The organism is Sphingomonas yantingensis, from assembly GCF_014199325.1.
GTDB classification, from domain to species: domain Bacteria; phylum Pseudomonadota; class Alphaproteobacteria; order Sphingomonadales; family Sphingomonadaceae; genus Sphingomonas; species Sphingomonas yantingensis.
In genome coordinates this window covers 625,078-638,809 of record NZ_JACIJJ010000002.1, presented here as the reverse complement: position 1 = coordinate 638,809, position 13,732 = coordinate 625,078, and the positions used below count along the sequence as shown (strand labels likewise).

Here is a 13,732-nt window from a genome sequence, read left to right as displayed (position 1 = left end):
CGGCGATGTCGAAGCTAGCGCGCGTTGCGCTGGTGGCGTTCCGCTTCTCGACCTACCCTATACCGCTTGGAGGCGAGCACAAGTCGCGGAAGTAGAGGGGGAATGAGCTGTCCGTCCGCTTTTGGCCATCGCGCCGAGCTGCCCCTGGAGTCCGCTTTGGGCAAGAAAGCGGAAGATGCGGCATCCGCCTTTATTCCGAACCAAAAGTCCGTTGCCACCACCCTTTGCCGGGCGCGGTCTTTAGGTCGTCACCAACGATTTGGATTGGTCCAGCCGCTTCCGGGTGCGGCGTGGCCACCGATCTTTCGCGCTCAATTCCGTTCTGGATGCGCGCAACCAAGTTAGCCACACGAGCACTCACATCGTTCGGCACGACTGTACCAATCATCGATGGTTCGCAGACATCGAGTTCAAACAGCGGCGTCTCAATCGAATTTACTCGAATGGTAATTTTCAACGCTGAGAGCGTTTCCGAACTCGTTGTAGTCGTTTGGACTGTGCCTTGAGCTGTTGCACCACCAATCACTGCGCCCACCGGACCGGCCACCATCCCGCCTGCTGCAGCCCTTAAGAGAACGCTACCCAGACTTGTACTGGTTTTTCCATTTGTCTCGTTAATGATCGATTTTACTGGCCTAACCTCCACAGATCGAATTGACGAGTATTTTATCCAACGCGTCTCCTTCGCATCGGATATGACGAGCAAAGCTCGACTTTCATTAACGCCAATTACAAAATTGGCGCCGCCCACCGCGTCTACAAGCCCCTGATCACGCGCTAAATCATTGATCCTGGTTCGGAGTTCAAGAACGCCTCGATTGGCTGCCCCAGTTGCCTTAGAAAGGTTGATTATAGCCGCGGCAACCGCAGCGCCTACGAAGAGCACTACAAAACCAATCGCTGTCCCCATCAGCTCACCCCGTAAATTGGACCGCAACATCGCTGATCAGCTTGGTCAGATCAACGCTCTCGTGCTCGGTTATGGGCATAGATAGCCCTTCACTTCCGGCCCTCGCGCCGATCGGTCCCAGCGCCTGCAATGGGCAGAGGAAGCGGGCGTTGCTCCCGTTGCCCCGTCCTATGTGTGACCGCCTGCTCTTCCGTGAGTCGATCGTCCCTGTCGGCGCAGGACTTCCAGAGCTCCGCTTGCCTTCGCAAGCGCCACCTCAACGGCATGGATGTCCGCGCCGAGCATTAGCTCCGGCCTTCCCGCCATTTCTATCATGGCGAAAAGCACGGCATCGGAATGCCGGGCCAGACTGACTAGGTGGTGCCCATTCGGGCCTACGATGCCGTTCAGCCAATTGCGCGCAGTCCGATCTGTTACATCGGTCCAGCGTTGAATCTGCTTGGCGGCGTTTCGACCGCTTTCAAATTCAGCACCAAGGGCATCGCTTATGGCTTTAACGTAGTCAGCCTCGCTAAGCCTCCCGGCTGCCCTGAGAAACTCGTTGCCGGTCTTTGGAAACATGTTTCCGCCCCTTTTACGTTAGTGGCCGGATCGGGAGCACGCACCTCTTGTTCGAAGGCCGCCGATGGTCATCAATTGGAACACAACTGCGGACCCAGAGCAGCCACAGCCGCCTCCACCCCGGGTGCGCGCGGCCGAATACGTGCGCATGTCGACCGAGCATCAGCAATATTCGACCGACAACCAGTCTACCGCGATCCGGCGCTACGCCGAAGCAAATGGCTACGAGATCGTCCGCACCTACAAGGATGATGGCAAGAGCGGCCTCAACCTCTCAGGGAGGTCAGGTCTCAAGCTGCTGCTCTCCGACATCGACGCCGACAACACGGACTTTGAGGCGCTGCTCGTTTACGATGTAAGTCGGCTTGGGCGGTTCCAAGATCCGGACGAGGCTGCCACCCACGAGTTGCGCATTCGCGCGGCCGGCATCCAAGTCGAGTATTGCGCCGAGCAGTTCAAGAACGACGGCTCGATCAGCTCGTCGATTATCAAAACAGTCAAGCGCACCATGGCGGCTGAATACAGCCGGGAGCTATCGGTGAAGGTCTTCGCGGGCCAGGCCAATTTGATTCGGCGCGGCTTTCGGCAAGGCGGTGCTGCCGGCTATGGCCTGCGGCGGTTGCTAGTTGACGTGAATGGGGAGCCCAAGGGGGAACTCGGACGCGGCGAGCACAAAAGCATCGCCACTGATAGGGTTATTTTGGTGCCTGGCCCGCCCGAGGAGATAGCAGTGGTCCAGGAGGTTTACCGGCTATTCACCGATGCGGAGATGCCAGAGCGCGAGATCGCGGATCGCCTTAACAAGCGCGGCCTTGTGACCGATCTCGGGCGCCCATGGTCTAGAGGAACAATCCACCAACTCCTGATCAATGAGAAGTATGTCGGTGACAATGTTTGGGCACGCACCTCATTCAAGCTGAAGCGGCAACATGTCCAGAACGCCGAGGAAGACTGGATCAGAGCAAAGGGTGCCTTCGGCGCCCTCGTAGATCGGCGCGTATTCAATCAAGCGCGCGCCATCATCGATGCACGTTCAGAGCGGCTGAGCGACCAGGTGATGCTGGAGTTGCTGTCGTCCGTTCTCGGCGCGAAGGGCATGCTTACAGGTTTGATTATCGACGAAGCGGAAGGTGTGCCCTCGAGCAGTGCGTACCGAAACCGCTTCGGAAGTTTGCTCCGGGCCTATGAGCTGGTCGGCTTCGCACCTGATCGCGACTATCGTTATCTTGAAATCAATCGCAAGCTCAGAGCGCTCCATCCGGAGATCGTCGCTGAAACGATGCTCGCGCTGGAGCGATCTGGCGGCAAGGTGGTTCGAGATGCCGAAACCGACCTTTTGGCCATAAACGGCGAATTCACCGCGTCGATGGTTGTCGTGCGCTGCGTTCAGAACACTTCTGGATCGCTGCGTTGGAAAGTCCGGCTCGACACAATGCTGAAGCCCGATGTGACGGTCGTAATCAGGATGGCACCGGGCAACGTGGCACCTCGCGATTACTACCTTTTACCAAGGCTCGATATGGCGGACGCGGTGCTGCGCCTCTGCGAGCACAACGGCCTGTCCTTAGACGCGTACCGGTTCGACGACCTGTCGGCTTTCCACCATCTTGCAGCAAGACGCCCATGGAGGGCCGCCGCATGAACATGCCCAAGCCAGCGCAACGTATAGAGTGGATTCCCCTTGAGCGGATCACGGTTGTGAATCCGCGAACTCGTAACAAAAAGGTGTTCAAGGAGATCGTAGATAACATTGCCCAGATCGGGCTGAAGCGACCCATCACCGTTACGCGAAGAGTGGAAGCGGATGGGCCATTCTATGATCTAGTCTGCGGTCAAGGACGGCTCGAGGCTTACCAGGCTTTGGGGCAGGCGGAGGTACCAGCGCTTGTTGTGTCGGCTGATCCAGAGGACTGCCTTATCGCAAGTCTCGTCGAAAATTGTGCTAGGCGCCAACACAACGCGATCGACCTACTGCAAGACATCAGTGGCATGCGGGAGCGCGGGCACAGCCTGCCTGAGATCTCCCGCAAGACTGGGCTCACTCTTGAATACGTGAGCGGGGTCGCGCGTCTGATCGAAAAAGGCGAGCAGCGACTCCTCCGATCGGTGGAGGCGAGAGCGATCCCCTTGAGTGTTGCCGTTGAGATAGCCGATGCCGAGGATCATCAAGTGCAACGTGCCCTGCAGCTTGCCTATGAGAAAGGCACATTGCGTGGTCGAAAATTGCTGGCCGCTAAGCGGATCGTTGAAGACCGGCGGCGGCGGGGTAAGCACCTAAAGCAGCAGAACGCTAGCAAAACGCCTGGGCAAACGCTTTCGCCTGCCTCCCTGCTCCGTGCCTACCAGGAGGATGTCGATCGAAAGCGAGCCCTGATTCGGCGCGCGAATGCGGCGCGCGACAAGCTGCTGCTGGTCACAGAGGCGCTGCGCCGATTGCGCTCGAACGACCAGTTTACAGCTTTAATCGAAGACGAAAATCTCGCCACGCTACCCGAGAACCTTGCGATGCGGCTTGATCGCATAAGGGTTATATGATGATCATCCGGTCGCAGAGCACTTCAGTCAAACTCGGTTTCGAGGAAGCCAGTCTACGCATTCCGATCGACCGCATCATGCCCTTACGCGCAGTATCGTCTGCGGTAAAAAAGTCGGTGAAGTACGGTCAGATTGCCGCCTCGATCGCTGAGGTCGGCATCATCGAACCGCCGGTAGTCGCAAGAGACGCGGCCGACCCCACCAGCTTTCATCTCCTAGATGGGCATCTTCGGGTCGAAATCGAGCGAGAGCGCGGCAGCACGGAAATTGTCTGTCTGGTTGCTACCGATGACGAGGCCTTCACCTATAACAAGCGGATAAGCCGAATAGCGACCATCCAAGAGCACAGGATGATTCTGAACGCGGTTAGGAAAGGCGTGTCAGAAGAACGAATGGCGCGCGCCCTCAACGTCGATATCGCCAGCATCCGCAAGAAGCGAAACCTATTGGTGGGCATCTGTCCCGAAGTGGTTGACCTATTAAAGGATCGGCACGTCCCCATTCAGGTCTTCACCGAGTTGCGCTTTATGAAGCCTGTACGCCAAGTTGAAGCAACCTTGGCGATGATCACGATGAATCGCTTCACGGTAAGCTATGCCCGCTCACTTGTTGCCTCTACGCCCGACGATCAGCTTGTCGCCGGCAAACCCCGACGAGTGCCGGGCCTCACCGATGACCAGGTCGCGACCATGCAACGCGAGAGCGAAAACGTAGACCGTCAGCTTCGCGCTGTTGAACAGTCCTACAGCGCCGATCAGCTCGATCTCATGCTTGCGGCTGGCTATGTTAACCGCTTGCTCGGCAACGCCCGGGTGGTTCGCTACCTGGCACAGCATCACGCTGACATTTTGGCTGAATTCCAGAAGCTTACTGAAATGCAAAGGGCCGCGTGACATGGATGTCAGGGCAAGCGCATTTAAGGCGCCAGTTCATACTGTGAGTAGACCCACGGGCGTTCTGAACGCGCGTTCCAACTGGACCATCGCGTCAATTAGCCGGCTTTGAAGATCGGGCCACTCGTCTTCGGGGGTCTTCCAACCACCATCGACGAACCCATAGATTCGGCAGCCCCGCTTCTCCGGAAGCGGCTGCCATTCCAATTTCGCGCCGTACTCGCGTTCGATCGCTTCTTTTTGATCGTATAAGGCTTGAAATGAGGCTTTTGTCCGCTGCTCGCCGCCTTTGCCTAGATCGATATACATTTCGACGCGGCTATCGTGCTGCTTCATCGTGAAAGTAGGTTGGAATCCGGCTTTTCCGATTGATCCGGTGAGCCAATGGTCGCGGCTGGTCGAACGGTTAGCGACCACCCCTGTGCGCGAGCGGCTACGATCTATAAGCTGCGACCAGAAACGCTCGAAGATTGCACCGCGGGCGGACACGGCGCGCTCGGCCTCCTGCCTTTGCGCTCGGACCTTAACTTCGTACTCGGCCGCTTCAGGAAGAGGGATAATCTGCTGAATGTCTATCAGCACGTCGGCGCCGAGCCGATGCGGTTTAAGACGGAAACAGCTGACGTCTAGTCCGCGCTTGTTAAGCCACATAACCGCGGTCGTGAGTTCGGTGGAAAAGTCAGCGGACAGCAAAACGATGCGAACGGTGTCGGATAGTGCACCGTCACTCGGCGTCTCCCAATCCAGAAAGTCCAGCAAGGCAGCCTCGGCACGCGGGACGGCTTCGATCCCGCCGATGTAGCGCGCATGCGCAGCTACGAGCCGCTCAAAGGTCATGCTTGATACCATCGCTGCATACCTAATCGCCTGCAGCTCCATGTGGCCGCCATCTTCGGTGCGCTTCAGCTCGACAACGACAAGATTGGCGTCCTTGTCGACGCATAGCAGGTCGATCCGACGCTGGCTGTCGGCCCAGTCGCCAAATTCCTCCGCCACAACCATCAGATCAGGGCTAAGCACCGTAATATCGGCCCTCAGCAGCCGCTGGATATCACCGCGCTCTCTGATGCTTTCTGCTGCGAACGTCGTCTCGGCTACCCGCTCCAACGTCTGTCCCGTAATGCGATACAACGGCATGCCAAATCTCGCTTTCTGGGCGACAAGAGCAGCCTACAACATGTTCGGCAAGAGACGCCTTTGGGCTCAACAACGCGTGTTTTGCCAAACTCCGGTTGGGTGAAGGTAGTTCGTTTGGCTTGAGCGAGGCGCACGAACCTTGATCAGACCTATTGGCGGCGAGCGAACGCGCTCGATGGGAGGTCGGGTTAGTGCCGCTGATGCGTTTCGCACCAACCTTTACCGCGGCGAGCACCCGTGTAGGATAGATGCCGGCAACGATTGCGTGGAAGAGGCGCATAGCGACGCTCAGCACGAGGGAGAGAGCGATGCGCTATTGGTGGGTCAATCAGAACCAAACTTATCGCCACGAGACCGAGGGCGGGTTCCTTTGGTCGCCGCAGCGAAATCGCGGTGGCGCGCGCAATCCCTTCTACGACACCATGGAGCAGGTCCGCGCGGGGCACCTTATCTTCTCATTCTGTGACACAAAGATCCAAGCGGTGGGCGTGGCTCAAGGCGCAGCGCAGGCTGCTGTCAAACCCAACTTCGGCTCAGTTGGTGACCAATGGGATAACGAGGGCTGGCTCGTACCAGTCGAGTTCACGCAAGCCGCGACGCCCGTGCAGCCCAAAAGCTTTATTGCCGAGCTTACCCCCCACATGGGTGTAAAATATGCCCCATTGCAGTCGAATGGGAATGGCAATCAAGGCGTCTATTTGACCGAGATTTCAGCCGGATTTGCCGCCGTTTTACTTGCAAAGCTGGGGATCAGTGCCCCAACCCTTATCAACCCACCTGAGCCTGTTATTTTGGCTGAAGACGACGCGGCGGAGGACTCGTTGCGCGGACGGGTCGATATTGGCGAAACCCACAAGCAGCAGCTTACGCTCTCACGTCGCGGTCAGGGTGTGTTTCGCGCCAACGTACGATTGAATGAAAATCATTGTCGTTTGACCGGCATCAGCGATCCGCGTTTTCTGGTTGCTAGCCATATTAAGCCCTGGCGTGATAGTACTGATGCAGAAAAGCTGGATGGTAGCAACGGCCTTCTCCTTTCGCCTCATGCGGACCGTCTGTTCGACCGCGGATTTATAAGCTTCGATGACGATGGAATGGTCTTACGATCGTCCCAGCTTTCCGACGCAGTTTGGACGGCCTGGGGCTTTAGCGCCGTGACCAACGTCGGCACCTTCAAGCCGTCGCAAGCGCAATATCTTGCCTATCATCGAGCAAAGATGGTGCTTTAGCAGGAGAGGCTCCAAGCTAAGCATGAGCGGATGAAAAATGAAAGCGGCTGACAGAGACCGCTTAGGGTTGTGACGCGGCGGCAGCCCATCAGGTGACAGCGTTGAAATCGTGAGATTGAGGGTTCGGCCAAACCGGACCAATCCGCAAGTCTCTGATTGCAAACGGAGGTATCAATACCGTAACGGAATTGCATCCGATCGAGGGAACGACCGGACTAGGGGGATTTCTAATGGTTTACCGTATCTTTGCAGCCGCGTTCTTAGGGTCAGTTGCCACCTCCGCGTCGGCGGAGCCTGTTTGGGGCAAGGTCGAATTTGGTATGACACGCGCGCAAGTCGAGGCGCTCTATCCCAAAGGGCCTGATACCGAATACCAAAAGGCTGCGATCGAAATTAGCAACGTCAACATCATGGGCAAGTGTGACGCAGAGGCAAATATTCGCTTCGATGATGCAGGCATTGTCAAAGAGGTCATGATTGCCGGAAACCCCAGCATGGGTGGGCGCTGTTCTAACGAGGTCATGACCGCCTTGTCTGCAAAATACGGCCAGCCCGCGAATTGGGACGGCAACGGCGGCAGCATTCTTGCTCGTCAAGGAAAGGTTGCGATTTGGAGCCGCCCGGACGGCGTCGCAATGCGATTCAAAAAGTATGAAAACGGAATCTTTGGCGGTGGCGGCCTTGCAAAAGCGTCATGGGAACTGACGTATTCGAAGGTTGATGCCAATTTCGGCCTCTAGTGCAAAGAGGGGAGCGCTTCGACGGCGCTCCCCCACAACGCAGTGATCAGCGTGCGTTTCGATCTCGAGAAAGCCGCCCTGAAGGAACCTCTTTCATAAAGCCGACGTCGGTAGATTAGAATGACTATTCAACCGCCGGGATCGGCAACACCGGAAAGGAAGCTGGCGAAAACCAGCACACTAAACAGCCAAGCTTTGATCTTTAGCAGGCTTGGACGCCTCACGTCAGTCGCTTAGGATGCTGATCGAGCGCGTCCAGCCGCGCCGCGATCTCAAGCCATCTAGCCACCCCCGCATCGTCTCCAGCAAGCGCCAGCGCGGTGATGCGCTCCGCAATATGCTCGCCCGCCCTATCGCCGTGCTGACGCTCTACCATCAGCGCCTCTGCCCAACGTTCCTCGTCAGGCGTCACAGCGATGCTTCCGCCAATAGCGCGTCCACTTCAACACCGTTCGAGTTTTCAGCATCGCGCACGACAGGTCGCCCACCTTCGGGGACGTGCACCAAGCGGCGGTCCGATTGCCGCGTCCGTCGCCGTCCGATCGACACGTCAGCTTAGGCCCGGCGACAATCACGTGCCCCTCCCGAGACCGCCGAACGGGTCGCCCCACCAACTGCACCAGCGCATCGCGCGCCCGTTCGGCCGATGCGGCGGGGCACGGCTGGTTCGATCGACAGTCACCGCCCATTTCTCGAGCGGCGATCCCGGCCAAGCGGACGCGAGGTCCCTCCTTGCACCATAGCGGGCCATCCCCGTCCCACACCCTATCGGGCGTGCAGGCGAAGGTCGTGCCGGCCGGGACCACGTCGACAAGGGACAGGAATAGGAAGGGCAGCATCAACATCGGGTTACATGACACGACTGCTTGCGGCGACGCTCGACATCATTCCCCATCCCGCTCGGTGCCTCGTCGGGGGCGGCAAACGCGAATGAGGGCGGCAAGGCTGCTCAGCAACGCGGCGAACGCGATCAGCAGTTGGGCATCGATGATGATCATCGTTGGCATCCTTTCGCCCTTGCTGTACCGTCTTTGTTCTCAGTAGGACAGCTGGCGGAACTGGCGTCGAGGCGCAAAAAAAATGGCGGTTGCGCCAGATCCCCACCCGCACGCCGGCCGCAAAGCCAACGCACGGGTGGGGTTTTAAATTAGGTCGTGATGCCGCCCATTCGCTTCGCCCCGGCTTCCACCGCGGCGAGGCGTGTGTCATTGGGGGAGCTTGAATACCGCGTCGTGCTTTTGTGGTTAGGACATAGGGGGGCATCCGTTGAGGCGCGGAACGTCGGCCCGGATATCGATCGCTTCCTGCGACCACCCGGCAGGAAATCAAGTCGATCAACCGCGACTATTAAACGCCGCCATGTCGCCAGCCAGCCTGATCGCAATACGCTCGCGTCTTTAAGCGCCAAGAATCGTAATTGGGGCCGTCACCCGCTTCCCTGTAAGCCATCGCTACGAGAGAATGCTGGGCGCAACGATTGCGGGTGTCAGTTGCAGGATCGTTGTTGAACCGCCGCAATTCTTCTGCCGCCACCTTCGCGAGTTTCGTGTCGGGCTTTGTCGAGCAGAACGCGTCCCGCTGCAAGGCCGATTGATTGGCGCTGTAGACGTTGGCGTTGCCGCCCTTGGCATACGTCTCAGCCATTGCCTTCATCAATCGACACTTTTCGGCGATTGGCGTGCCAGCGGTATCCTTGAGGGCAAACTGGCGAGCTAGTTCGTCTCCGCTGATGCGGGCTTGCTCCTCGGGGCTCGGTTCTGAGGCGCAAGCAGCAATTACAACGAACGTAAGTAACGGATACATGTGGCGCATCGTCCCTACGATGGCCTGTGAAACCGCTTCTCGCAAGCCGCCGGCTTAATCCTTGCAGCCGCGCAGCGTTTCGTGCAACTCTCCTTAGCAGAGGAGAACGAGGATGTTTTTGTTTGTGGAGTTGCGCGAAGAGGCGGCCGCAGCCGCCATCAATGCGATAGCGCCATTTTTGATTGGCCAGCCGAAGCTATTCGCAGCACAGCCGACTCCGGATAGCCAGGTACCAGAGTATGAATTAAAAGAGTTCGCGCAGAAAATCGCTGCGCACATTGCACCAAAAGGAAATCAGCCAGCAAGGCTAAAAGCCCTCCAAGTTGTTTTTACGGGGCATGACACCTTTTTAAACCAAGGAGGCGAGCCTGACTCAGATCTGAGAAATGCGGTTAGCGCCCTATCAAGGTCTCTCCGCGTCTTCACGGCATCCTCATCACCATTAGATATACTATGCACTAGGATAAAAGAGTACTTTTTGGAAGGGCCTTATAAAGGAAAGTATCGTGGAACCTACTATCGGCCAACAAAGCTAGGTGAGTATGTTTATCAAATTCTTCAAAATAAATATCATCTAATGCTTTATTGATGCGCTACGCCTGAGAAATTCAACATATTATTTGGCGTCTAAGCGGCAGGCAACGCCTAGTATACGCTAAGGATAAGTTGACCGTCGGGCCAAAAAAGATGGCGGCTGCGCCAGACCCCCCAACCCGCACGCCGGCCGCTAAGCCAACGCACGGGTGGGGTTCCGGATCAGGTCGTGCTGCCGCCCATTCGCTTCGCCCCGGCTTCCACCGCGGCTAGGAGCGTGTCGTTGGCGAGATGTGAATACCGCATCGTGCTCTTGTGATCGGCGTGACCGAGCACCCGGCCGACGGCGAACAAGTCGACACCCGCATTGATCATAAAAGACGCTGCCGCATGACGAAGGTCGTGGAGGCGCAGCTCCGGCAGGTAGGCGTCGTCCCGGGCCTTCTGCCAGCCGTGCTTGATGGACACGAAGGGCTTCAACGTCTCGGGATTGGGCAGCACGTAGGGGCAGCCGGCGAAGCGAGGCACGGCGGCCAGCACATCGATCGCCGCCTGAGACAACGGGACGTGCCGAGGCTTGCCGGTTTTCGACGTGGGAATGAGCCACGCCCGCCGCTCGATGTCGATGTGACGCCATTCCGCGTGCAGCAGCTCGGACACCCGCGCGCCAGTCAGAAGCAGCAGTGCCACAATGTGCGGCAGCTGCGTGTTTCTGGACGCCTCCACCGCCGCCATCAGTCGCTTGGCTTCGGCGGGGTTGAGGAAGCGTTCGCGCGCGTTCGAGATCGGTTTGCGCGGAATACCCCGAACCGGATTGTCACCCGACCCCGGTATGCCCCAACGCTTCGCCAGCTCGAACGATCGGCCCATGATGACGCGAATCTTCTCGACGGTCGCGGGCGCGAGACCCTCGTCCCCCTTCTCCGCCAGCCACCGAGCGACGTCCGGCTGGCGTATTTCGGTCAACCGCAGTTTGCCCCAACGAGGGATGATGTGCCGGCGCAGGTACGCTTCTGTGGTGTCCCAGCTGCGCTGATAGGTCTTGGCGTGATCGAGGTGTTGCTGCGCGAGTGCGGCGTAGGTGGGGACGGCCTTCACGTCCTCCTTGGTCGCCGCGGGATCGCCGCCGAGCACCACCTCGGAACGGAGCCGCTGCGCCTCCTTGCGAACCTTGTCCATCGTCAGGTCGCCGAATGCGCAAATCTTGTGCTGCCGCTGGCGACCGTGCTGGTCCTGATAGCGGAGGTAGAAGGTGCGGCCGCCGGTGGAGCGGACCTCGAGGACGAAGCCGCGAATGTGCTCGTCCCAGTAGTCGGTCTTTTTGCGGCCCGGCAGGCATACAGCCGACATGGCCGATGCGTGATCGAGTTTGAGCTTGGGCATGATGGTGTTCCTTGTTTGCGGCCGATAGCGGGCCTCGCGAGGGAGGCGGCGGTCGGCGCGCGGGATGAGGGGGCCGGGTCGCGCTGCGGCGAGCCGTGGCCTTCTGGAAATGGCAGACGTGGCAGTTTGGCGGGCGAAGGCGGGGGGGCTCGGAAAACGCCAGAAGACGATGCTTTCCAAGGAGACCCCGGCCGGCCCTCTGACGACAGACCGGGGTAAAATCTGGAAAGCTAAGATCTGGGTTCAGGCGGCGAGCGCGAGCTCGCAGCAGTCCTGCAACGGCACGTAGGCAAACTTGCCATGCGCTCTCACAACCCGCTTCCATCGGTGTTGGCTGGGGTCATCACCAGTGTATGCTTCGAGAAGCCTCGCGACGCGCATCTTCGACACTTTCGCCTGCTCGGCGGCGAGTTTCACCAGCTCCATCTTTCCACGATCCGGCCCGTGCTGGATAAACAGGCAGAGCGTCTGAAGCACTTCCTCGTCAGGCGTGAGCGGGTCGAGGCCTTCGTCATCACCGCCAGCGTAAGCGTCGGTGATATGCACGCCGCTGAGGCGCTCGACGTAGCTCATGGCCGGGTCAGCGGTGTACGCGTAGAGCAGCCTGTCAGGAAGGTTGCCCCGGCGCTTCACGTTCTCGAGTTCAACGATCCGCTTGCCATCCATATCGGGCTTCGGCTGGAAGACGTACATGGCATCGACGTCATCACGGATGTCGGCAACGCCGGCAAAGACGTTTTGCCCCGAAGCGTTGGGCGCCTTGTTGGTGTGAGCCAGGCAGATGATCGACCCGCCGGCCGCCGTGAACCGCCGCATCACCTGGGTGAATCTGACGGTGGCTGCCTTATCCATCACCTGCGTAAACTTTTTGAGCGTGTCGAGGATGAGGACAGCACCGTGCGCAGATCCGCCAGCAATCATTTCCTCCAGCACGTCCGAAAGCATCTGCGATCGAAACCCAAAATAGCCCTCCGCAACCATGTGAGCGCCATACTCGTCGAGCAGCTGAACCTTCGTGGCGACCCCGGAGGTGGTGTCGTCCGAATTGACGTAGATCACGCGCTCGGGATCGACGTGCCCGTCTTCAACAGCCTTGATGAGCGACGCGAGAGTGATGAGCGTCTTGCCGGCGTTGGGCGGCGCGGCGAGGACGGTAACTTGGCCTTTCAGGGAGAAGCCGCCCAGCAGCGGCACTTCCGCGATCGCCCTTGCTTCGAGCTCGGCGGCTTTGCCCCTCAATGAGAAGCGAGCGATCGACGGATTTACCGCCTTAGTGGGCGCCTTCAGGCGCGGGGTGTTGGACATATGTACCTCGTGATAATCGAATGACCGCGCTTGGGGCGGTCGGGAAAAGGGGGGGGGGCGGCGGCACGTCGCCGCCGGCCCAGAATTTAGTTTTCAGCTTTCGGCTCCCAGACGGGATCGGTTATTCGCCAGCATAGCGATAGTGGCGATGACCGGGTCGCTCTTCCGACATATCAAACATGTCCTCAGGTAGCGGGATATAAAATTCCCCCATCTCGCATCGCCAAAGGTGAAATTGCGGGTCGTCGCCGTCGAACGTATCGAGAATGAAGTTGAAGGTCTCGCGCCTAATACTTCCGCGATTCTCGACTACTTTCTCATATAAGCCATCGGCATCTAGCGTACTGGTCCTGATCAAGGCATACATGAAGACTACCAGATCTTCGATCGAAAACCGAGAAAGATCAAACGGCAGGCGATGAAAGTCCTTCAAGCTGCGAATGATATGTGGCGCATTACGTTCGACGTGGGTAACAATAGAGCTGGTCATTAGATCCTCCTTAGCTCAGCATCGAAATGCCTAAACCGCCCTTCCGCGGTTGAGGCGCAGACCCGAGAGCATCAAGCCTTCGGCTTGAGTTAAGAAGGAGATTGGCCGCAACTCATTCAAGGGGCGACTTCGCGTTGACGCGAGTCAATTTAGCAATTCTCCTTTTTGAGGCACTTAAAGAAGGCAAAAAATATTTTGAATGTGCTTCGATC

At 58.3% G+C, this 13,732-nt stretch carries 14 protein-coding genes; 6 read left to right on the top strand and 8 right to left on the bottom strand.

What is annotated here, in order from left to right:
• Positions 1–190 precede the first annotated feature (190 nt).
• Positions 191–910, bottom strand: a complete 720-nt coding sequence (locus tag FHR19_RS09250) for a hypothetical protein (protein WP_184027284.1) — start codon at positions 908–910, stop codon at positions 191–193.
• Positions 911–1,078: 168 nt separating this feature from the next.
• Positions 1,079–1,471, bottom strand: coding sequence for a hypothetical protein (locus FHR19_RS09245; protein ID WP_184027282.1), 393 nt, complete (start codon positions 1,469–1,471; stop codon positions 1,079–1,081).
• A 64-nt stretch (positions 1,472–1,535) separates the two neighbouring features.
• Between FHR19_RS09245 and FHR19_RS09240 the strand changes: the two genes are divergently transcribed.
• From FHR19_RS09240 to FHR19_RS09230, 3 genes are read left to right on the top strand one after another with little or no spacing between them, the layout of a single operon-like run.
• Positions 1,536–3,113 (top strand): recombinase family protein, encoded by a 1,578-nt coding sequence (locus tag FHR19_RS09240; protein ID WP_184027279.1) that lies wholly within the window; start codon positions 1,536–1,538, stop codon positions 3,111–3,113.
• On the top strand, positions 3,110–4,006 hold the full coding sequence (locus FHR19_RS09235) for a plasmid partitioning protein RepB C-terminal domain-containing protein (RefSeq protein WP_184027277.1): 897 nt from the start codon (positions 3,110–3,112) through the stop codon (positions 4,004–4,006). The genes FHR19_RS09240 and FHR19_RS09235 overlap by 4 nt, the downstream gene beginning before the upstream one ends.
• On the top strand, positions 4,006–4,899 hold the full coding sequence (locus tag FHR19_RS09230; RefSeq protein WP_184027275.1) for a plasmid partitioning protein RepB C-terminal domain-containing protein: 894 nt from the start codon (positions 4,006–4,008) through the stop codon (positions 4,897–4,899). The genes FHR19_RS09235 and FHR19_RS09230 overlap by 1 nt, the downstream gene beginning before the upstream one ends.
• A gap of 36 nt (positions 4,900–4,935) precedes the next feature.
• On the opposite strand, the gene FHR19_RS09225 is transcribed toward FHR19_RS09230, so the two are convergent.
• On the bottom strand, positions 4,936–6,036 hold the full coding sequence (locus FHR19_RS09225; RefSeq protein WP_184027273.1) for a DUF4268 domain-containing protein: 1,101 nt from the start codon (positions 6,034–6,036) through the stop codon (positions 4,936–4,938).
• A gap of 308 nt (positions 6,037–6,344) precedes the next feature.
• Here FHR19_RS09225 and FHR19_RS09220 point away from each other — a divergent pair, with 308 nt between their 5' ends.
• Positions 6,345–7,265 (top strand): HNH endonuclease, encoded by a 921-nt coding sequence (locus FHR19_RS09220; protein ID WP_184027271.1) that lies wholly within the window; start codon positions 6,345–6,347, stop codon positions 7,263–7,265.
• Between the two features lie 230 nt (positions 7,266–7,495).
• Complete coding sequence (locus FHR19_RS09215) at positions 7,496–8,005, top strand: hypothetical protein (RefSeq protein ID WP_184027269.1); 510 nt, start codon at positions 7,496–7,498, stop codon at positions 8,003–8,005.
• 220 nt (positions 8,006–8,225) lie between these two features.
• Here FHR19_RS09215 and FHR19_RS09210 read toward each other — a convergent pair whose 3' ends face one another.
• On the bottom strand, positions 8,226–8,417 hold the full coding sequence (locus FHR19_RS09210; protein WP_184027266.1) for a DUF6961 family protein: 192 nt from the start codon (positions 8,415–8,417) through the stop codon (positions 8,226–8,228).
• A 935-nt stretch (positions 8,418–9,352) separates the two neighbouring features.
• Positions 9,353–9,817 carry a hypothetical protein gene (locus FHR19_RS09205; RefSeq protein ID WP_184027263.1) on the bottom strand — a complete coding sequence of 155 codons (465 nt, stop codon included), beginning with the start codon at positions 9,815–9,817 and terminating at the stop codon, positions 9,353–9,355.
• 103 nt (positions 9,818–9,920) lie between these two features.
• Here FHR19_RS09205 and FHR19_RS09200 point away from each other — a divergent pair, with 103 nt between their 5' ends.
• Positions 9,921–10,397 (top strand): hypothetical protein, encoded by a 477-nt coding sequence (locus FHR19_RS09200; protein ID WP_184027260.1) that lies wholly within the window; start codon positions 9,921–9,923, stop codon positions 10,395–10,397.
• A gap of 167 nt (positions 10,398–10,564) precedes the next feature.
• Here the strand turns inward: FHR19_RS09200 and FHR19_RS09195 are convergent, their stop codons facing one another.
• The 3 genes from FHR19_RS09195 to FHR19_RS09185 all read right to left on the bottom strand — a co-directional run bounded on the left by FHR19_RS09195 (position 10,565) and on the right by FHR19_RS09185 (position 13,520).
• A complete protein-coding gene (locus FHR19_RS09195) occupies positions 10,565–11,725 on the bottom strand; it encodes a site-specific integrase (protein WP_184027258.1) in 1,161 nt (386 codons plus the stop codon).
• 243 nt (positions 11,726–11,968) lie between these two features.
• Positions 11,969–13,030, bottom strand: a complete 1,062-nt coding sequence (locus tag FHR19_RS09190) for an AAA family ATPase (protein ID WP_184027256.1) — start codon at positions 13,028–13,030, stop codon at positions 11,969–11,971.
• Between the two features lie 121 nt (positions 13,031–13,151).
• On the bottom strand, positions 13,152–13,520 hold the full coding sequence (locus FHR19_RS09185; RefSeq protein ID WP_184027254.1) for a hypothetical protein: 369 nt from the start codon (positions 13,518–13,520) through the stop codon (positions 13,152–13,154).
• Positions 13,521–13,732: the final 212 nt, after the last annotated feature.